We start from the raw sequence: 20,476 nt of genomic DNA on the forward strand, positions 1-20,476 counted from the left end.
TGTGGCAACCCAACCCAGAGTGGATGGAGAACGGCATGCGCCAGTTACGAAGAGTCATCCTTCGGATGCTCTGCATCACCGCCGTGCTTGTGAGCGGCCTCATCTTCGCGGCCGGCACCGCACAGGCCGCCGTTCCCGATCGCTGGGGCTTCGCGTTCGTCAACACCAGCTCGGGCGTCCCCAACCTCTCCTACCAGGCCGGAAGCTGGCCGGGCGGGTTCAACGTCACGGTCACACCGGGCGTCGTGGGCCAGGTGTTCGTGAAGTTCCCGCAGATCGGCGCCTCCTCAAGCACAGCCAACAGCGGAGTCGTGCACGTCACGGCGACGTCCCAGACGGCCGAATGGTGCCAGGTCCAGAAGTACTGGTCGGCGGGCGTCGACGAGATCGTGGCGGTGCGGTGCTACCACTACGGCGGGGCTCCGCTGTTCACGCCGTTCTCCATCGTCTTCTCCGAGAGCACCGGCCCGCTGCCCGCGCCGAAGGCGTTCGGCTACGTGGGCTGGAACGGCTCCGCCATCGCCACGCAGTACAACTCGGCACTCGCCGCGAACTCCGTCATACCGACATCCACAGGGGTGTGGACCGTTGTCCTTCCCGGCCTCGGCTCCTCGGGGATCGCGGGCAACATCCAGGTCACAGCGGTCGACTCGACCAATGCCGCCCGCTGCAAGGTCGGGGCGTGGTCTCCGTCGGCCGGGCAGCAGAAGATCCAGGTCCGATGCCACGACGCGACCAACGTGCCGCTCAACACGGGCTGGACGCTGACCTACCAGCGCGAGCGGGCGATCACGGGGGCCGCGATCCCACCGAAGAATTTCGCCTACACCTTCGACAACAGCCCGGCCAACCCCGGGCCGTACGCGCCGGCCCCCGCGGCGATCAACTACAACTCGCAGCTCGCGGTGAACACCGTCCAGACGGCGGGCCCGGGCCAGCGGCTGGTCAAGTTCCCCATCGTCGGAGTGCTACCCAACAACGTGCAGGTCACGGCGTTCGGCCCGGGGCCCGAGTTCTGCAACCTGGTGACCCTCTGGGGCACGTCAGGCGGTGACGTCCTCGTCCGTAACGTCATCTGCTACAACGGCACCGCCCGGGTCGACCAGCCGTCCTTCGTCTCCTATCTCTCGGCCTTCTGAGCCGATCAGGCGCCGCTTTTCAACCGGCCCGGTGTCGTACGGCACCGGGCCGGGTCGTCCCTCGGAATTCGTATTATTCGTATTTAGCGGAAACGACGCCTGCTGTCCGAGTCACAGCAGACCGAGGTCGAGGCGGCCTTCCAGCGACTTGAAGAGGCTTTTGAGGCCGCGCGGGGCACCGGTATCGTCAGGCCTGCCGTGGGCGAGCAGGATGGAGACGTTCGTCTCGCTCCTGCTGTATCTCCGGCCGGCACTTCATATCCGCCATAAACGGAAGAACCATCAGTGGGCGGCGCTCGTGCGGAGGGTCGTGCGATTCAGCATGCCCCTGCGCGTCGTCGAAACGCCAGGCCAACGCGTCATCGCGTCCAATCACGTCACACGTGGCCCGAATCGCCCGCGGACAGACCGCGTCCTGTCTGTCCGCGGGTAGCACACTCTTTCGTGCTCCCCGCTTTTCAGGGGAATCCTTTCATGCTGGATGTTCTGCTCAAAGCCCTGAGTCCGGCCGTCACGTGGGTGAGTGTCTTCGCCGCCGCGATAATCGGCGTCTTCACCCTCTACGTCGGCCTGACGATCTGGATGATCCTGTTCGGTGAGAAAGATGTGGCCGAGCGGGCGCTGAAGGTTTTCAGGGAACTGCTCACACTGTTCCGGCGGAGGTCGCGATGACCTCCGTAGGACGGCGACCCGGGCGGCCGCGGCGGTGTCCGGACGATGTCCTGGCTCAGGTCGTCGCGCTTCGTGTCAGCGGCGCCCGCCTGGTGGACATCTGCGACCACCTCAACTCCACCGGCGTCCGCACACCCTGGCGGTGGGGCACGATGGTGGCCCTCCCACGTGCATCGGCTGCTGAGGACACGCGACGCCCGCTCGATGCTCGGCGACGACCACTCCATCGAGGCACCGTCAGCGCCTTGATCTGGATCCATGTCCAGGCTCATGGCCCACCGTGCCTGCCCTCCCGGAACATCGCGTGTCGAGCCGTCGTGACCGCGAAGCGCCGCTTCGGCGAGGCATCCCCGCAGGTCGAACGGCCGGCATCGCGGGCGCGGGGCGGGAGCCGTACGAAACCCGGAAATTTCGGGTCTTTCGCATTTTTACGGTTTACCTGACCCTCGGTCTGAGGCGTGCGACAACCCCCCTTCAGCGCACGCCCGAGGAGGAAACGTGCGACGCCGCCTGCTCGCCGGATTGGCGATCCTCGTGCTGCTCTGTGTCGGAATCGTCGGAAACATCGGAAACATCGGCCGAGCCGACGCGTCCGCCGAGCCGCCCCCCAACCACCAGTACCGGGTCGCCGGCCCCAGCGACTCGCAGCAGCGTAGCGCCGTCGCGGCCACGGGCGCCGCCATCGACGAAGTGGGTGCGGCGTACGTCGTGGTGACCGCAACGGAGAGCGAGCTCGCGCAGATCAAGAAACTGGGCTACAGCGTCACCCGGCTGCCGCGCCCGTTATCCACAGCCCTGCCGAAGCCCTACGACTTCCCTCCGGCGGACTCGGGATATCACAACTACGCGGAGCTGACCGCCGAGGTGAACCAGATCGTCGCCGCCCACCCGGCCATCGCGCGGAAGTTCAGCTGGGGCAGGTCGTACGAGGGTCGCGACCTGATCGGCGTAAAGATCAGCGACAACGTGGCGACCGACGAGAACGAGCCCGAGGTGCTGCTGACCTACAACACGCACGCCCGCGAGCACCTCACCGCCGAGATGGCCGTCTACACCCTGCACCTGCTGGCCGACAACTACGGCGGCGACAGCCGGATCACCACGCTGGTGAACACCAGAGAGATCTGGATCATGCCGAACCTCAACCCCGACGGCAGCGAGTACGACATCTCGGGCGGCTCATACCGGTCGTGGCGGAAGAACCGCCAGCCCAACCCCGGGTCGTCGGCCGTGGGCACGGACACCAACCGCAACTGGGCCTGGAAGTGGGGCTGCTGCGGCGGCTCCTCCGGCTCCCCCTCCAGCGAGACCTATCGCGGGCCGTCACCCGAGTCGGCGGTTGAGGTGAGGGCACTGGCCGACTTCGTGCGCGGCCGGGTGGTCAACGGCGTGCAGCAGATCAAGGCCGGCATCGACTGGCACAGCTTCAGCGAGCTGGTGCTGTGGCCGTACGGCTACACCGGCGCCGACACCGCCACCGGGATGACCCAGGACGACCACGACGCCCTCGCCGCGCTGGGCCGCAACCTCGCCTCCACCAACGGATACACGCCACAGCAGATCAGCGATCTCTACATCGCGGACGGCGGGATCAACGACTGGCTGTGGGGCCAGTACAAGATCGCCAGCTACACGTTCGAGATGTACCCGGCGGGCGGCTCGCCCGGCTTCTACCCGCCCGACGAGCAGATCGGCCCGCAGACCGCGCGCAACCGGGAGGCCGTGCTCAGATTCCTGGAGTACTCCGACTGCATCTACCGCATCATCGGCAAGCAGGCGCAATACTGCGGCTCGGCCTCACCCACTCCGACGCCCACCCCCACGCCCACGCCCACGCCGACCGTCACCCCGACGCCAAACCCCACGCCGAGTCCCACGAACCCTCCCGGGGCCACCGCCTGGGCGCCCAACATCGCCTACGCGACCGGCACGGTGGTGACCTACGACGGGGTGACCTACCGCTGCCTGCAGGCGCACACGTCACTGACCGGCTGGGAGCCACCGAACGTGCCCGCCCTCTGGGCCCGCATCTGACGATCACGTCCTGATCCGGGCCCGCGCTGGACGTACGGCTGCCGCCTGCCGGGCGCGGCGGCAGCCGTACACACAGCCGTACAAGGGCGGCCTGAACCTTCGCTCGTGTAATGCCGACGCCGGGGATCGCGAGCCCGTGCCTTAATGCCCGATATGGCAAGGAATTGGGTCTTGACGGCCTTGTCGCGTGACCTTACCTTCACGATCGTTACAGCCGTCAAACATAAGCACTCATCGTTCAACAAATCAGAACAGTTTGAGTGTCAGAACACGACGGCAAGCGCACGTCGAAAGAAAGGCCCGTATGCGCCCCCCATCGCGCGCCCCTCGCCGCACACCTCCCCGCCGCAAAACCCTCCTCTTCTCGCTCTTCTCCCTCCTGGCCACGCTGTTCGTGTCCGGCGTGACCGCTGAGCCGAGCGTCGCCGCGCCGACCACCTTCGTTCATCCCGGCGTGCTCGTCAGCAGGTCGCAGCTCGACTTCATGCGTACCAAGGCCCTGGCCGGGACGCAGCCGTGGAAGGACGCCTACGACCAGATGCGTACGAGCAAGTACGCGTCCCTGACGTGGACCGCCAAGCCACGGCCGGTCGTGGAATGCGGTTCGTATTCCAACCCCAACTACGGCTGCACCGACGAGCGCGATGACGCGATCGCGGCCTACACGGACTCGCTGATGTGGTACATCACGCGCGACAGCCGGTACGCCCAGAAGGCGATCAGCATCATGAACGCCTGGTCGGCCACGATCACCGACCACACCAACAGCAACGCGCCGCTGCAGACCGCCTGGGCCGGCTCGGTGTGGCCAAGGGCCGCGGAGATCATCCGTTACACGTACACCGGCTGGTCCTCCACCGGGATCAGCAGCTTCGGGACCATGCTCCGCAACGTCTACCTGCCCGAGGTCGTCAACGGCTCCAAGACCACCAACGGTAACTGGGAGCTGACGATGATGGAGGCCACGCTTGGCATCGCGGTCTTCCTGCAGGACCGCACGACCTATGACAAGGCCGTGACCACGTGGCGGGGCCGGGTGCCGGCCTACGTCTACCTCTCGTCCGACGGCGCCTACCCCAAGCCCCCGCCCGGCAGCGGCATCGACACCCCCGCGGAGATCATCAACTACTGGCAGGGACAGGACACGTTCGTCGACGGGATCACGCAGGAGACCTGCCGCGACTTCACCCACACCGGATACGGCATCGACGCCATCGCGCACTTCGCCGAGACCACCCGCATCCAGGGCCAGGACCTCTACCCGGAGATCCAGGATCGGCTCCGGTTCGCGCTCGGGGTCCAGTCCAAGTATGAGCTCGGCGCGGCCGTGCCGTCCTGGCTGTGCAACGGGACCCTCGACCTGGGTCTCGGGCCGGTGACCGAGGTCGGCTTCAACGCCCTGCACAACCGCCTGGGCATCGGCATGACCAACACCCAGACGCTGACCCTGCAGCAGCGCCCGGCCGGCACGGACGGCCTCTTCATCGCCTGGGAGACGCTGACCCACGGCGACAACCCCGCCTGATCCTTCCTCCACCAGCCGCGCGTCCCTCAGCCCGTTACGGCGGGCTGAGGGACCGCCAGATCGGGCCGGGAAGCCGCCGGGCGGCCTCGTCGAGGTCGATGCCCGGGGCGCCGGCGATCCACCGGCGGGTCACCTCCGCCACCGGCCCGATCAGGAGCATCTCGATGAGCGGCATGGGAAGGTCGGCGACGGCTCCGGCGTCGATGTGCGGCCGGAGCCAGGCCACCAGCTTCTCGACCTGCGGGGCCTTCGCCGCCGCCACCGCCCCCGCGTCCAGATAGCCCATGTACGGCGAGCCATGGATGAACCGCGCTTTAGCGGGATTGGTCCGTACGAAATCGAGGTAGGCCCGGACGGTGGCCTCGACTCCGGCCCGCGCGGTCCTCTTCTTCTTTACAGCGGCGATGAGAGCGTCGAGCAGATAGGCCATGCATTCCGAATAGAGGGCGTCGGCCAGGCCGTCGAAGCTGCCGAAATGGTGATAGAGGCTGCCCACGCTCACCCCGCTCCGCGCGGTCACGGCGCGCATGGTGAACCCCTCCGGGCCGTCGTCGGTGTAGACGTCGAGGGCCGCGACCAGCAGTCGCCGGACCGTCTCCTCGCTCCGCTGCTGCCGGCCGGCCATCACGCCGTCTGGGCGAGCACGGCCGCCTGCTTCCATAGCTGCTGCGCCAGCACGGCGTCCCGCGCGACCGGTGCGAGCGGCGTCTCCTCGTCGATCTCGAAGTATCGGCCGGTGACGCCGCGTGATTGGGCAGAGGTGTCGACGGCCAGCCGCACCACCGGCCGGGCGCCGTTCTCCGGGGTGTCCCAGAACCGCTTGACGCCCTTCAGCGCGAGCCCGATGAGGCCGCCCCGATCGCCGAGGCCGGTGCGGATCACGCCCGGGTGAACTGCGTTGATCGTCACTCCGGCATCCTCCCACCGCTTCGCGAACAGCGGCGTCATCATGAGGTTGCACAGCTTGGTGTCCGCGTATGTCCGGATGGGATGGAAATCGAGCCCCACAGCCGTGCGGTCGATGTCGGCCCTGCCCTTGACGTACAGCCCGGCGCTCACCTGCACCACCCGGGTCCCCGATTCGAGCATCCGGGGTTCCAGCAGGTGGTTGAGGAGGAACGGCGCGAGGTGGTTGACGGCGAAGGCCAGCTCCACGCCGTCGGAGTTGACCTCGAACCGGCTCGGCCAGATGCCCGCGTTGTGCACCAGCACGTCGATGCGCGGGCAGGCGGCCAGCAGGGCCTCGGCCGCCGCGCGGACCGACCGCGTCCCCGACAGGTCGCCCGTCACGACCACGGCCTCGCCCGGGATCGACGCCCTCGCGGCCTCGCCGCGCGCGCGGTCCCGGGCCAGGAGGACCACCCGGTAACCCTGACCGGCGAGACTCGCCGCCACCGCGTATCCGATGCCGCGCGCGCCGCCGGTGACCACAGCCGTTGGTGTCATTCCGCGAGCATATTTAGAGCAACTCTCTAGAGCAAATCTCTATTTTCCTGAATGCTCACAGCCGGCGGAGCGCGGGCAGCAGCTCCTTCTCCGACCAGTCGAAGAACCTCCGCTGGTGCTCGCTCCCGATCTGCACCAGCGCGACATGGGTGAACCCGGCATCGGTGTACTGGCGGACCGCCTCGACGACGGCCTCCACGTCTGGGCCGCACGGCACCTTCTTCGCCACGTCCTCAGGGCGCACGGTCTGCGTCGCGGCGGCGAAGTTGACGGGGGCGGGCAGCTCCGCCATGACCTTCCAGCCGGGCAGCGACCAGCGCCACAGCCGGTGGGCCCGCTCCCCGGCCGCGTCACGGTCGGGGTCGTAGGAGATGGCGAGCTGGCCGTACACCGGCTTGCCCTGTCCCCCGGAGGCGGCGAACTTCTCGACCAGTTCCCGCTCCGGGTCCGTGGCCACCAGCGCGTCGCCGTACTCGGCGGCGATGTCCAGGGACTGGTCGCCGGATGCCGCGACCGCGAGGGGCACCGGCCGGTCCGGCAGGTCGAACAGCTTGGCCGAGTCGATGTCGAAGAACTCGCCGCGGTAGCTCCGGTAGCCGCCGTCGAACAGCTCCCTGATGATGTCGATGGCCTCGCGGAACATCTCGTGCCGCGTGTTGACCGGCGGCCAGCCGTGGCCGACCACGTGCTCGTTGAGGTTCTCCCCCGCCCCGAGCCCGAGCGTGAAGCGGCCCTCGGAGAGGACGCCCATCGTGGCCGCCTTCTGCGCCACCACCGCGGGGTGATACCGCATGATCGGGCAGGTCACGTAGGTCATCAGCGGCAGGCGCTCCGTCGCGTGCGCCGCCGCCCCGAGGACCGACCAGGCGTACGGCGAGTGCCCCATCTCCTCCAGCCACGGGAAGTAGTGGTCGGAGATGACCGCGTAGTCGAAACCGACGCGCTCCGCGGTGACGACGTCGTCGACGAGCTGTCTGGCGGGTGTCTGCTCGGACATCATGGTGAATCCGATTTCTGCCATGCCCCGGCCCCTACCCACCGCTCCCGGAATCTCGCCCTCGCCCGGGTCAGGAGTGCCACTCCCGATCGCATCGGAACTCGCCATCGGCTCGCCGGCGCACGCGCTGTCAGTCTCGCTGACGCTCGCGGAAGATGCCCACCAGACCCGCAGCGCCAGGATCGCGCTCACGACCAGCAGGTTGTAGCCGATGAGCTGGTAGAGCCCCACGGCGGCGGTGACGCGGGGGCCGTTCTGCGCGCCCAGCAGCAGCACGGCCATGATGCCGGCGGTCGCCGCGAGCACCGTGAGCAGCACCTGGTGGAGCAGGCCCGTCACATGCCTCCGGTCGCGGGCATCCGCGAACAGCCGCACGTTCACGCTCAACCGGCCGTTCTCGGCCGCTCCCACGATGCGCTCCACCCGGCGAGGCAGCCGCCGCAGCATGGGCAGCAGGCTGACGACCTCCTTCGTGACGGCGGCCCGGATGTGGTCCTGGTCGCCCTGCCACACGAAGTGGCGGCCCGCGAAGGCCCTGGCCTCCTCGACGATGTCGAAGCCGGGCGCCAGACGGGTGAGCGTGCCCTCGATCGTCGCGAGCGCCCGGAACACCGCGGCCACCTCGGGCGGCACCGAAAGGCCATGGGCGAAGACGACGCGGAACAGGTCGCCGAACATCTGCACGTCCGGGGTCGCCCCGGCGACGAGGTGTCTGGCCATGAAACGACCGATCGCCCTTTCGAGCTCCCGCTCGTCGATCTCGTCGGGCCGCGGCACGATCTCCAGAAGCGCGTCGCTCGCCCCGAGCGGGTCCGCCTGGTCCAGCGCCGCCAGCAGGCGCTGCAGCGAGGCTCGGACCGAGGCGTCCAGCCGTCCGACCGACCCGAAGTCCAGCAGCGCGAGGCCCCCGTCGGCCAGCAGCATGATGTTCCCCGGGTGGGGGTCGGCGTGGAAGACCCCGTGCAGCATGATCTGTTCGAGCAGCGTGTGCAGCAGCGTGCGGGCGAGTTCCTCACGGTCGAGGCCCTCCCCGCCGGCCTCCGCCAGCCGCGCCTCCACCATGCCGAACGGCGTGCCGTGGAGGCGCTCCATCACCAGCACCCTGCGGCTGCCGAGCTCGGGGTACGGCGTGGGCATGCGGACGCGGCCCTCGCTTCCACCCGGCCCGTTCCTTCCACCCCTCGCAGGGGAACTCGCCGCGACTGCCGCCATATTGGCGGTCTCGATCCGGAAGTCGAGCTCCTCCCGCAGCGCCTCGGCGAACCCCCTGGCCAGGTCGCCCACGCCGGCCCCGCGGGCCCACCGCGTGCGCCGCTCCGCCGTACGGGCGAGCCGGGCCACGATGTCGAGATCGCGTTCGACCACGGCGGCGACTCCGGGCCGCTGGACCTTGACCACGACCTCCTCGCCGGACACCAGCCGCGCGAGGTGCACCTGGGCGATCGAGGCCGCCGCGAGGGGCTCGCGCTCGAAGACCGCGAACGCCTGCTCCACCGGCATGCCGAGCTCGCCGGCCAGCACCTGCTCGATCTCGTCCCAGGGCGCCGGCGCGACCTTGTCCTGGAGCAGGCGCAACTCCTCGACGAACTCCGCGGGCAGCAGGTCGCTCCGGGTCGACAGGATCTGGCCCAGCTTGACGAACGTGACGCCGCCCTCGTCCAGGGCCTCCCGCAGCGACCGGGCCAGTCTCCGCCTGCTCGACGCGGCGCCCAGGTCGGGATCGCGCCCCCGCAGGTACGGACCGAGTCCGTGGCGGACGAGGATGCGGGTGATCTGAAAGTAGCGGCGCGACCGCAGGAGCCGGCTCCGGAGCCCCCTGACGATCTCGATGGGCCCCGGTATCGACCCTGTGGGCGCCAGCGCCTCGGCGATCACCAGGAAAACCATCGAGGCCAGCAGGGCGCAGGCCATCGCGAGGATGAGAAACCAGAGCGGCGTGATGCTCGGATCGTCGCGAGACACCGAGCCCGCGAGGGCTTGCGCGATCGGCCCGGCGATGAGGAGCGCGAAGCCGCCTCCGAGCAGCGTACGGACGATTCCGAAGCGCAGGCCGAGCAGCCGCCGGGCGGCCACGGCGAAGCCGGCCACCCATCCGGCGACCCAGATCAGGAAGATGATCCACACGAGTAAGTCCACTATCGCCCCCATCCCAAGGCCCTGGTTTGTCCTGTGACCGCGCCCGCCGCCACCGGAAGGATCGGTGTAACCGTTTAATTCGACTTGACCAGTTACAGGGTTCTCGGATACGTTTGTAACTGACAAAAGCATGAGCATCAGTTACCAAACGGACCTTCCTGGAGAACCCGCGATGTACTACGACTACTCGATGGCCACCGAGCGCGCATCCGAGCTGCTCCGCGAGGCGGACAGCGCCCGCGTGGCGCACCGGCTCGCGTCCGCCCGCCGCTGGAGGCGCCTCGCCTCCTGGGCACAGGAGCAGGCGCAGCGCGCGACTCACCAGCTCGGCTGACCCGATCGGCCGCGCCGCCGGTCTACGGTGGTGGGTGAGGCCCGTCGGCACCCCGGGCTGACCTGGGAGGAGAGCGCCACACCGATGACCAGTGGGACCGAGCGGCAGCGCATGTCCACGGCCCCTCGCACCGGCCGCGGGGTGGTCAAGCCGACCCCCGCCGAGCTGATGGAGGACACGGGCACCGGCCTCGACTACGGCACGCGGCCGGACCGGATCCCCGGCTACCTCACTCCCGCCGATCGCTTCTTCATCCGGAGCCACGCGCCGACTCCCCTCCTGGACGCGGCGACCTGGTCGCTTCGCGTCGAGGGAAACGGCGTTTGCCGGCCCGTCACCTACACCTACGACGACCTGTGGCACCGCTTCACCCACGTCTCCGTGGTCCGCACGCTGGAGTGCGCGGGAAACCGGCGTGCGCTGTTCGGCGCGGAGCACGGGCACCGGTTCGAGGGCACTCCCTGGGGGCGCGGCGCCATCGGGACCGCCGAATGGACGGGTGTGCGGCTGCGAGACCTGCTCGAACCGGCGGGAATCACACATGTGGCGCGCGACGTGATGCCGGAGTCGCTCGACGCGGTGTGCGCCCGCCGTCCGATGCCGCTGGCCAAGGCGCTGGCCGACGACACCGTGCTCGCCCTCACCATGAACGGCGACGTGCTGCCGCCGGACCATGGGTTCCCTGCCCGGGTCGTGGTCTCCGGCTGGCTCGGCGCGGCCAGCATCAAGTGGGTCGGCCGGATCGAGGTGTCCGAGGAGGCCCTGCGCGTCCCCTGGAACACCGAGGACTACGTGCTCACCGGACCGGAGTCGGCCGAGGGCGTGCCCATCACCAGCGTGCCGGTGGCGAGCCTGGTTGAGCTGCCGTGGCCCGCGCGGCTGAGGCCGGGCCCGCAGGTCATCCGGGGACGGGCGTTCGCGGGCGAGCACCGGGTGGTCACGGTTGACTACCGCCTCGACGACGGCCCCTGGCGGCCCGCGCTCCTGACTTCGCCGGAGACACCGGGCGCGTGGGCGCGCTGGCAGTTCCGCTGGGATGCCGAGCCCGGAAAGCACGTCCTCCAGGTGCGGGCCACCGACGACAAGGGCCACATCCAGCCCGGCGCCACCACGTGGAACGACCTGGGCTACTGCTACAACTCGATCCTGTCCCACCCCGTGGTCGTCGGCTGACTCGCACCGCCTTCTCACCGCCGGGTGTAGAGCGTGACGAAGATCCTTCCGAACCTCCGCTGCGTCGTCCGGCGGAAGCGGCTGTCCTTGATCAGCGCCTGGCAGCGTACGTCCGTGGGGCAGTATTTCTTGGGCACCGCCGACACCATCCACACCCGCTGGAATTCGCCGGCCACCATGCGGAACTGCGACCGGGACCGTGGCTTCGCGCGGCCCGGCGCGTACGTCAGGTCATCGAGCACGCGGTACGGCGAGCCGTACACACCGACGAAGAGCCGATAGCGGAACGGGACGAAGAGGACCGCGTCCCCGGGTCTGATCTCCGCCGACAGCGTGGAGGAGAGCGTGCGGAGGTCGTCGGGGCGGGCGTCGGGCTGTCGGAGGAGGATCTGCGCGGGCACGGTCAGGGCGGCCAGCAGCCCGACCACGACGACCGGCACCACCCAGGAGCGCCACCCGCGCAGCGCCGCCGGCAAGACCGCCGGTCGAGAAGACGGTGGAGAAGACGGCCGGAAAGACGGCAGAAAGGCCGGCAGGAAAGCCGCTCCCGCCAGCAACGCGACAGCTGGCACGCAGAACAGTAGGTAGCGGGGGTGGTAGATCGGCTCCACCTGAGAGATCGCGAACGATGCGAGCACGGGCAGGAAGGCCCACGGAAGCGCCACGAGCGCCAGCGGCCTCGCCTCGCGGAAAGCGCAGACCGTCCCCGCGACGACGAGCACCCCGAGCAGCCCCACCGCCCACCAGGTGCCACCGGCCTGATGGGCGAAGTCGAGGAGGTCGGCGGGACCGGGTCGTTGCAGCCAGAGGACCTGCTCACGCTCCCGCGACGCGACCAAGGCGAGGGGTGCGACCACGGCCATGGCCCCCGCCACGGCGGCTCCCCATCGAAGCAGCTCACGGCGGCGCCACGCCAGCACGGTGACCCCGTGGGCGAGGACGATCAGCAGCGCGAACAGATGCAGCCAGCCCAGCAGGGCCAGGCTCGCCGCGTAGAACGCGAACCGGGACCACCGGCGATCCTCCAGGGCGTTCAGCAGCGTCCACGTCGCCAGGACGGCCACGGCCGTGACGAGCGCGTAGCTCCGGGTCTCCTGGGCGTATCGGCTGACGATCGGCATCAGCGCGTAGACGACCCCCGCCACGACGCCGGCCCGTTCCGACGCGAGCCGCCTGCCGACGACGGCCACGCCGTACGCCGCGAGGGCGGTGGCGACCACCGACGGCAGGCGGAGCACCAGCTCGTTCGTCCCGATGGCGGCGAAGGGCCGCAGCAGCAGGTAATAGAGCGCGTGGACCGCGTCGATCGCACCCAGCAGCCGCCACAGGTCGCGGAGCGGCATGACCGCCGCCATCGCGCTGACCGACTCGTCCCGCCAGAACGACGGCACGGTCACACCCCAGAACCCCACTGCCACCGCGACGACCGGCGGCACCACATCCCCACGTAAACGCACGTTGCCCAATCATAGAAAACCCCGGATAACCGTCGCGTTAGGAGAACCGGCCAGGGGCGGCCATGCGATAGACCAGATATGCGCCGCTTCCTACCGATCCCGCGAACGCACTCGCCACCGCGACGACAACAGCCCGCGACCGTCGAGCACACGACCGTCGAGCACACGGACGTGGAGAACGCAGCCCCGCATGGCATCCCGCCGCCGCGTCGCGGTGACCACGAGCTGATCGCCGCCGTGGCCGCGCAGGACATCGAGGCGCTGCGCGTCCTGCACCGGCGGCACGCCCCCTGGCTGCGCGCCCGCCTGCTCCGCCGCTGCGCGGATCCCGACGTCGTCGACGCCGCCGTCCAGGACACGTTCGTCGCGGTCTGGCAGGGCGCCTCCCGCTACTCGGCCCAGGGGGACGACGCCGCGGCATGGATCTGGACGATCGCGATCCGGCGCATGGTGTCGGTGCTCCGAGGGCGCGGAAGCCAGTGGATCGGCGGCGGGCCGGTCCCGGACACCGACCCCGCCGCGTCCTCCGCGGAGGACGTCGTGCTGCTCCGCGTCGAACACGGCGATCTCGGTACGGCTGTCGCCCGGCTGTCGCCGGAGCTCCGGGCCGTCATCGAGGCGACCATCCTGGACGGCCTCACCGTCCGGGAGACCTCCCAGCTTCTCGGAGTTCCCGAGGGCACCGTCAAGACCAGGCTCATGCGGGCGAAGGCCCGGCTACGGGAGGAGCTGGCATGACCGGCACCTGGCACATCCCGGGCGATCTGCTGGAGCGCTACCTGCACGGTCATCTCGATGTGGCGCAGGTCATGTCCGTTGAGGCGCATCTGGCCCGCTGCGCGCGGTGCCGTACGGCGGTGCCGGGGGACGATGCCTGGCTCGCGGCGTCATGGGAGCGGATCGAGGACGTGGTGGGGAGCCCCCGCCCCAGGCCCGCCGAACGCGTCCTGCGGCACCTCGGTGTGCCCGGCCATGTGGCCAGGCTGCTCGTCGCGACGCCGACGCTGAGCCGCGCGTGGCTCGCCGCGGTGGCGGCTGTCCTCACGTTCGCGATCGTGGCCGCGCACGCCGCCCGCGACGGATTCCCGGCGTTCCTCACCGTGGCCCCCGTGCTGCCGCTGGCCGGCATCGCGCTCGCCTACGGCCGCTGGGTGGATCCCGCCCACGAGTCCCACGCGGCGACTCCCCTCGCGGGTCCCCGGCTGCTGCTCCTGCGAGCCCTCGCCGTCCTCGTCACCGCCATCGGGCTGACCGGCCTGGCCGCCCCGCTGCTTCCCGCGATGACCGCCGCCTGGCTTCTCCCCGCGCTGGCGCTGACGGGCGGCTGCCTGGCCCTCGCGACCCGCGTGCCGCTGCCGGCGGCCGCCGCCGCGCTGGGGGCGGGATGGGTCGGGGTGGTGACCGTCACGGGCGGGCTCACCGGCGACTGGTCGGTCCCCTTCGGCCCCACGGCTCAGGTCGTGTACGGCTGCGCCGCTCCGCTTCTCGCGCTCGTCCTGTACAGCCGGCGCCATCGTCTCGATCCTGGAGAGCCCCAGTGATAGACCGAGTGAACGACCCGCTGAACGACCCCCTGAACGACCCGCTGAACGACCCAGTGAACGGCAGGACCCCGACGGTGAGCGTGCGCGGCCTCGCCAAGAGCTACGGCCGCAACCGCGTGATCGACGACCTGGACCTCACGCTCGGCACCGGTGTCACCGGCCTGCTGGGGCCGAACGGCGCCGGTAAGACGACACTGCTGCGATGCCTGGCGACCACGCTGGCCCCCGACGTGGGACGGATGCGCGTCCTCGGCCTGGATCCGAGCGCACGCGGGCCGCGCACGGAGCTGCGCCGCCGCCTGGGCTACCTGCCGCAGGACTCCGGCTTCTATCCGCACTTCACCGCCTTCGAGATGGTCGACTACGTCGCGATCCTCAAGGAGATGACCGACCGGCCCGCGCGGCACAGGGAGGTGCGGCGGGTGCTCGCCGAAGTGGACCTCGGCGACCGCGCCCGGACCAAGGTCCGCAAGCTCTCCGGCGGCATGCGGCAGCGGCTCGCCCTCGCCCAGGCGCTGCTCGGCCAGCCGGACCTGCTCCTCCTCGACGAGCCGACGGTGGGTCTCGACCCGGAGCAGCGTCTCAGGCTGCGCGCGCTCGTCTCCCGGCTCGGCGAGAGCCGTACCGTCCTGCTCTCGACCCACCAGACCGAGGACGTCGCGGCGCTGTGCGAGCGGGTCGTCGTCATGGACGGAGGGAGGGTTCTCTTCGACGGCACGCCCCGGGGGCTCGCCGGGGTGGCGGACGGCCGGGTCAGCCTTTCCGGTGAGCGCCCGGCGGGTGACCGCCTGTTCTGGCGCACGGCCGACGGCCGCTATCGCACCCTCGGAGAGCCGCCCTCCGGGGCCGAACCCGCGGAGCCCACCGTGGAGGACGGTTACCTGATGCTGCTCGGCACGTCTCCGGAGCCCGTGGCATGAGCGCGCGCACCGAGTTCGTCGAGACGGACACCCTGGCGCCCCATGTGGGCACGCGGGAGCGGACGTTCAGCCTTGCCCTGTTCGAGGGGGCTCTCCTGCTGCGCAGCCCGCTCCTGTGGGGAGCGGCCGTGCTCACGCTTGGCCTGCGCGTCTACCAGACGTGGACCTGGGCGCCCGACTGGTCGGTCCTGACCATCGACGACACCTACGGCGCGCTGATCATCGCCGCCGCCGGGCTCATGGCCGCCGACCTGGCCACCACCCGCGAGCGCCGGCACTCGATGCCGGAGACGTTGCGGGCGCTGCCGGTTCGCGCTCCCGCGCGGACGAGTGCCCTGCTGATCGCCGTTCCGGTCGTCGCGACCACCGTGTCCGTCCTCGTGCTGGCCGTACACCTGATCAGCCTGATATCCGCGAACGCGGCAGGCCGGTTCGACGCCTGGGAAGCCCTGACAGGGCCGGTCGACGTGGCCGTGGCGGCGCTCCTCGGCGTCGCTCTGGGCCGCTGGCTCCCCGGGCTGGTCGCCGCGCCCGTGGCCGTCTTCGCGATAGGCGCGCTCACCGAGCTGTCCAGGACGGGCGGCTCGTGGGCGGCGCTGCTCCCAGTCATCGTGCACCATGAGCTTCCGGTCGATCTCATCCCACGGCCCTCCGCCACCCACGTGGTGTATCTGCTGGCCCTTGCGATCCTGTTCGCCGGCCTGGCGATGGCACGTCACGGTCTGCGGCCGTCGCGGATGGTCGCCGTGGCAACCGGCCTGGCCTTCGCGGCTTCCGCGGGGGCGGTCGCGATGACCTCTCTCAAGGACGAGGTGCCACGGCAGACGCTGAACCGCTACGCCGCACCCGCGGGGCAGCGATGCCGGGCCCTCGACGGCGTGACCTACTGCGCCTACCCCGGCTACACGCCGTGGATCCCGCTCTGGGGGCGAGCCGTGCGGCCGGTGGTGGCCGCCATCCCGCCGTTCGCGCGCGACCGGGTCCCCGAGATCCGGCAACGCATCGGCTTCGAGTCGTGGTCACACGGCACGGAGGTCATGGAGCGGCCGCAGTGGCGCCACGTCACCGGTCCTTCCATGCACTGGGGCGGGCACGGCGCGGCCGCCGCGTCGGACGCCTGGCTCGGGGGTCAGGTGGCGGCCGAGGTCACCGGCCTGCCGCTCGACTGGTTTCGGGTCGTCACCAACGACCCGCACCTAGACGGTCGGACGATGTACGTGGCGATCGGTTCCCCCGGATGCGCCGCGCTGGGGCAGGGCCGGACCCTGGTGGCCCTCTGGCTCGGCGGTCAGGCCGGTCCGGTACGGCAAGCCGCCACATCGTGGGTCGAACCCGAGAAGTCCGAAGAAGGGGCCGCCGAACGGCTGTACGACTACGCCGAACGGCTGGTCCGCCGGCCTGACGCCCGCGAGCGGATCTGGGCCCACTGGGACGCCCTCATGAACCCGTCCACCACGGTCGAACAGGCGCTCCCGCTGCTCGGCCTCACGCCCGACCCCGACGACGCCAAGCGGAAGGCCTGCTCGTGACACGCGTGACACTGCTCCTCATCCGCCCGCTGGTGAGGGCGATCGACTGGATTCCACTGGCGTGGGCCGCGGCCTTCACCACTGGTCTGGTCATCGTCATCGGCTCGATCGAGCGCCCGCTGCCGACCTGCGACGCCCTGCCGCTGCTGCGGATGTCCGCCGGCCTCCTGGGCGCGGCGGCCGGCTTCTCCCTGGTCGACCCCATGGCGTACGGCACAGCCCCGGTGCCCTCACCACGCTGGCTGCGCATGTGGCTCCGCACCGCGCTGACGGCCGGCACGGCGCTCGCGCTGTGGGGAGCCGATTTCGTCATCGCGACTCTCTACCTGCCGCACGGCTCCCGGTTGCTCGCCGGGGACGTGACGCTGGAGGCCGCCGTATGCGTGCTCACAGGGCTCTCCGGCGCGGCGGTGGCCGTCCGGGTCCGTCCCGGGCACGGGCGCTCGGCGGCCCTTCTCGGCGCGGCCGTTCAGTTCGCCCTGCTCGTCATCACGCTGTTTCTGACCGCCGACCTGTGGCTGTGGCCGCTCCAGAGCGACCTTCGCTGGCCTGGAGCGCACCAGGCGTGGCTCGGGCTGCTGCCCCTGCCGCTGGCCTGTCTGGCCGTTGCCCATCGGGATCTCGCCGGCGGGACTCGGCCCCGGCCCAGATATATTTCGACTCGCACTCTTATGGAGCGATTCATTTAAAATTGCGGCAATTGCACAATATGCTCGCGTTGGATCTGTGACTTCAGCAAAGGAGACGGTGCGTGGCCCAGGATGCAACGGCGCCCCCCGGCATAGACGTGCACATCCCGAACGCCGCGCGCATGTACAACTACTACCTGGGCGGCAAGGACAACTTCCCGGTGGACAGGGAGGCCGCGGAGCGCGTCCTCGCGGTCGCGCCCGAGGCTCGGGAGCTGGCTCGGCAGAATCGGGCCTTCATGCGCAGGGCCGTCCGTTACCTCGTGGCCGAGGCCGGGATCCGGCAGTTCCTGGACATCGGCACGGGGCTGCCGACCGAGGGCAACGTCCACGAGGTGGCCGCGGAGGTGGACCCCGGGACCCGCGTGGCCTACGTCGACAACGACCCCGTCGTGCTCGCACACGCCCGGGCTCTGCTGTCGAGCACCACGAACACCCTCGCCGTCCCCGGGGATCTCCGGCAGCCGCAGGACATCCTCGACGACCCAGAGCTCCGGTCATTGATCGACTTCACGGAGCCGGTCGGGATCCTGCTGGTGGCCGTCCTGCACTTCCTGACCGACAGCGACAAGCCTGCCGAGCTGATCGCCCGGCTACGCGACGCCGTACCGCCGGGAAGCTATTTGGTGCTGTCGCACGTGACCGCTGAGGACCACACGGCCGCCGCGCAGAAGGGCGCCGCCGTCTACCGGAGGGCGAACGCCAGCATCACGCTGCGTACCCGCACCCAGATCACGGAGATGTTCGAAGGGTTCGAGGTGCTCGGCCCGGGCGTGGTCCGGCTGGACGAGTGGCACCCGGACCACGAGGCGTCCCTGGCCGGCTACGGAGGACAGGACCTCCCCACGTGGTTCCTGTGCGGCGTGGGCCGCGCGCTCTGACATATCCGCACGGTCGTTCCGTACGGCCGGCCGCTCGCAGGAGGGCGCGACATGGACGAGTTGCGGTACGACCCCTTGGGCGGCGCGCGACCGGCGGGGGCCACGTTCGCCATGTTCGACGAGCTGCGGGCGCGGCATCCGATGTTCCGCAGCACGTTCGGCGAGGGGTTCTGGGTCCTGAGCCGCTACGACCTCATCCTTGAGGCGCTCCAGGACCCGGTGACGTTCTCCAATGCGGCCGTGTCCGTGCTCGATCCGAACCCGCGGTACCGGTGGATCCCCGAGATGCTCGACCAGCCGGAGCACACGGTGTGGCGCCGCCTGCTCCGGCCGCTGTTCTCCCCCGCTGCCGTGAACGCGATGTCCGGCAAGATCCGCGAGCGGTGCACCGCGATGGTGGACGACCTCGCCGCCCGTGGTTCCTGCGACTTCGTGACCGACTTCGCCCGCCGCTTCCCGACCACGGTCTTCCTGGAGTTGCTCGGCCTGCCCGTGGAGGAGCTCGGCACCTTTCTGGCCTGGGAGGACGCGATCCTCCACGGCGGGAGTTCTCCCGACCGCCTGCCGAAGCGGCTCGCCGCGATGCGGGAGGTCACGGGCTACTTCGCCGGCGTGGTGGCCGAGCGGCGGGAGAATCCGCGAGACGACCTGATCAGCACGGCGGTGACGTGGGAGATCGACGGGCGGCCCGTGCCCGATGAGGATCTGCTCGATCTGTGCCTGCTGCTGTTCATGGCCGGGCTCGACACCGTCACGGCGCAGCTCTCCTACGCCTTCTGGCATCTGGCCACGCATCCCGGGGACCGGTCGCGGATCGCCGCCGAGCCCGGCGCGATCCTCGACGCGATGGAGGAGCTGATGCGGGCCTACTCCATCGTCATGCCGGCCCGGAAGGTCACGAGGGACGTCGACTTCCACGGATGCCCGATGAAGGCCGGCGACATGCTGCTCATCCCGCTCAACCAGGCGAACCGCGACCCCGCCGTGTTCCCCGATGCCGACCAGGTCGTCCTCGGCCGTCAGCGGAACCGGCACATGGCCTTCGGCGTCGGCATCCACCGCTGCCTGGGCGGCCACCTCGCCCGCGCCGAGATGCGCATCGCGATGGAGGAGTGGCACCGGGTCATTCCGGACTATCGCGTCCCCGACGGCGCGCAGCCCATGGAGCACGCCGATCTGCTCCTCGGGCTCGACACCCTCCCGCTCACCTGGTCCTAACAGGCGGGACTGTGCGGGCCTGAGCCCGATCGCCCTTGCCCTGAGCCCGGTTGCCCTTGCCCTGAGCCCTATCGCCCTGGGCCGGAGCCCGGTTGCCCTGCGCCGCCGGACGCGAGGCAGTCGGTCAGGCCTGGTCCCGGTTCCGGGCCCTGATGCGCTTTGATCGCCAGGCTGAAGAGGGCCACGAGCAGGTCGGCGTCGTTCTCCGTCTCCAGCCGGACGCCGATCCAGTCGCGGTGCGGCTCCAGGGCCACCTGCTCGGAGGTCTCCAGCGTGTGGCGCATCCGCTCGATCACCGGGCGGGTGAGACACAGCTCCGCCTCACGGTCGGTGTGCAGGTGGAGGATCTGGCGGGCGCCCACAGTGACCCCCAGTCCGCTGCCGCACGCCGCGTGTCCGGCGTGGCACCCTGGCCACGCCTCGAGCTGGGTGAGCACTCGCGAGGCCACGGACTGCCTGGCGATGCCGGTCACGCTCATACGGCCATCGTGGCTGCTCCGGATAGCCATCGGAAGCAGGTAACGGCAATCGTTATTCATCTCGGCGCCATGGGGACGCATCCGTGCGTTCCGCTGCGCTTCCAATCCACCGCGCCCTCCGCCCGGCTCTTTCGTAAGTCGGGCCGGAGTCAGAGGCGGGCACGCTGACGGGTCTACCGCCCGAGCTGGGTCACACGTCCGGGGCTTGGTAGGGGTCACTAGGTAGATCTTTCCGCCATCGTCCTGACCTGCGGTTTTGTAGTTGATCAAGTCCTGGTTTTGTCGTAGGTGCTGGATAGCGTG

At 70.0% G+C, this 20,476-nt stretch carries 18 protein-coding genes; 13 read left to right on the top strand and 5 right to left on the bottom strand.

Annotated features, from left to right (window positions below; genetic code table 11):
- Positions 1–35: 35 nt before the first annotated feature.
- From ABH927_RS03495 to ABH927_RS03510, 4 genes are all read left to right on the top strand, one after another.
- The gene (locus tag ABH927_RS03495; RefSeq protein ID WP_370017971.1) at positions 36–1,139 is read left to right on the top strand and encodes a hypothetical protein; all 1,104 of its coding nucleotides are present in this window, start codon (positions 36–38) and stop codon (positions 1,137–1,139) included.
- A gap of 474 nt (positions 1,140–1,613) precedes the next feature.
- On the top strand, positions 1,614–1,811 hold the full coding sequence (locus ABH927_RS03500) for a hypothetical protein (RefSeq protein WP_370017973.1): 198 nt from the start codon (positions 1,614–1,616) through the stop codon (positions 1,809–1,811).
- Between the two features lie 498 nt (positions 1,812–2,309).
- Positions 2,310–3,845, top strand: a complete 1,536-nt coding sequence (locus ABH927_RS03505) for a M14 family zinc carboxypeptidase (protein WP_370017975.1) — start codon at positions 2,310–2,312, stop codon at positions 3,843–3,845.
- A 304-nt stretch (positions 3,846–4,149) separates the two neighbouring features.
- Positions 4,150–5,370 (top strand): alginate lyase family protein, encoded by a 1,221-nt coding sequence (locus ABH927_RS03510; RefSeq protein ID WP_370017977.1) that lies wholly within the window; start codon positions 4,150–4,152, stop codon positions 5,368–5,370.
- Positions 5,371–5,404: 34 nt separating this feature from the next.
- Here ABH927_RS03510 and ABH927_RS03515 read toward each other — a convergent pair whose 3' ends face one another.
- From ABH927_RS03515 to ABH927_RS03525, 3 genes are read right to left on the bottom strand one after another with little or no spacing between them, the layout of a single operon-like run.
- Complete coding sequence (locus ABH927_RS03515; RefSeq protein ID WP_370017979.1) at positions 5,405–5,995, bottom strand: TetR/AcrR family transcriptional regulator; 591 nt, start codon at positions 5,993–5,995, stop codon at positions 5,405–5,407.
- On the bottom strand, positions 5,995–6,816 hold the full coding sequence (locus ABH927_RS03520) for an SDR family NAD(P)-dependent oxidoreductase (RefSeq protein ID WP_370017981.1): 822 nt from the start codon (positions 6,814–6,816) through the stop codon (positions 5,995–5,997). Before ABH927_RS03520 ends, ABH927_RS03515 begins: the two co-directional genes overlap by 1 nt.
- A gap of 55 nt (positions 6,817–6,871) precedes the next feature.
- Positions 6,872–9,949 (bottom strand): TIGR03557 family F420-dependent LLM class oxidoreductase, encoded by a 3,078-nt coding sequence (locus tag ABH927_RS03525; protein ID WP_370017983.1) that lies wholly within the window; start codon positions 9,947–9,949, stop codon positions 6,872–6,874.
- A 130-nt stretch (positions 9,950–10,079) separates the two neighbouring features.
- On the opposite strand from ABH927_RS03525, the gene ABH927_RS03530 reads away from it, so the two are divergent.
- Complete coding sequence (locus tag ABH927_RS03530) at positions 10,080–10,283, top strand: hypothetical protein (protein ID WP_370017985.1); 204 nt, start codon at positions 10,080–10,082, stop codon at positions 10,281–10,283.
- A gap of 84 nt (positions 10,284–10,367) precedes the next feature.
- A complete protein-coding gene (locus ABH927_RS03535; protein ID WP_370017987.1) occupies positions 10,368–11,456 on the top strand; it encodes a sulfite oxidase in 1,089 nt (362 codons plus the stop codon).
- A 14-nt stretch (positions 11,457–11,470) separates the two neighbouring features.
- Here ABH927_RS03535 and ABH927_RS03540 read toward each other — a convergent pair whose 3' ends face one another.
- On the bottom strand, positions 11,471–12,913 hold the full coding sequence (locus ABH927_RS03540) for a glycosyltransferase family 39 protein (RefSeq protein ID WP_370017989.1): 1,443 nt from the start codon (positions 12,911–12,913) through the stop codon (positions 11,471–11,473).
- A gap of 171 nt (positions 12,914–13,084) precedes the next feature.
- Between ABH927_RS03540 and ABH927_RS03545 the strand changes: the two genes are divergently transcribed.
- The 7 genes from ABH927_RS03545 to ABH927_RS03575 all read left to right on the top strand — a co-directional run bounded on the left by ABH927_RS03545 (position 13,085) and on the right by ABH927_RS03575 (position 19,694).
- Positions 13,085–13,651, top strand: coding sequence for an RNA polymerase sigma factor (locus tag ABH927_RS03545; protein ID WP_370017991.1), 567 nt, complete (start codon positions 13,085–13,087; stop codon positions 13,649–13,651).
- A complete protein-coding gene (locus ABH927_RS03550; RefSeq protein ID WP_370017993.1) occupies positions 13,648–14,454 on the top strand; it encodes a zf-HC2 domain-containing protein in 807 nt (268 codons plus the stop codon). The genes ABH927_RS03545 and ABH927_RS03550 overlap by 4 nt, the downstream gene beginning before the upstream one ends.
- A gap of 56 nt (positions 14,455–14,510) precedes the next feature.
- Positions 14,511–15,377: an ATP-binding cassette domain-containing protein gene (locus ABH927_RS03555; protein ID WP_370018393.1), complete on the top strand. Its 867-nt coding sequence runs from the start codon at positions 14,511–14,513 to the stop codon at positions 15,375–15,377.
- Entirely contained in the window at positions 15,374–16,906 is a 1,533-nt protein-coding gene (locus ABH927_RS03560) for a hypothetical protein (RefSeq protein ID WP_370017995.1), read from the top strand. The genes ABH927_RS03555 and ABH927_RS03560 overlap by 4 nt, the downstream gene beginning before the upstream one ends.
- A complete protein-coding gene (locus ABH927_RS03565) occupies positions 16,903–17,595 on the top strand; it encodes a hypothetical protein (protein WP_370017997.1) in 693 nt (230 codons plus the stop codon). The genes ABH927_RS03560 and ABH927_RS03565 overlap by 4 nt, the downstream gene beginning before the upstream one ends.
- A gap of 62 nt (positions 17,596–17,657) precedes the next feature.
- Positions 17,658–18,476, top strand: a complete 819-nt coding sequence (locus ABH927_RS03570) for an SAM-dependent methyltransferase (RefSeq protein WP_370017999.1) — start codon at positions 17,658–17,660, stop codon at positions 18,474–18,476.
- Positions 18,477–18,527: 51 nt separating this feature from the next.
- Positions 18,528–19,694, top strand: a complete 1,167-nt coding sequence (locus ABH927_RS03575) for a cytochrome P450 (RefSeq protein ID WP_370018001.1) — start codon at positions 18,528–18,530, stop codon at positions 19,692–19,694.
- Positions 19,695–19,762: 68 nt separating this feature from the next.
- On the opposite strand, the gene ABH927_RS03580 is transcribed toward ABH927_RS03575, so the two are convergent.
- Positions 19,763–20,173, bottom strand: coding sequence for a luciferase family protein (locus ABH927_RS03580; protein ID WP_370018003.1), 411 nt, complete (start codon positions 20,171–20,173; stop codon positions 19,763–19,765).
- Positions 20,174–20,476 lie beyond the last annotated feature (303 nt).

It is taken from the genome of Planotetraspora sp. GP83 (genome assembly GCF_041262585.1).
Classification (GTDB): Bacteria; Actinomycetota; Actinomycetes; order Streptosporangiales; family Streptosporangiaceae; genus JAOEGB01.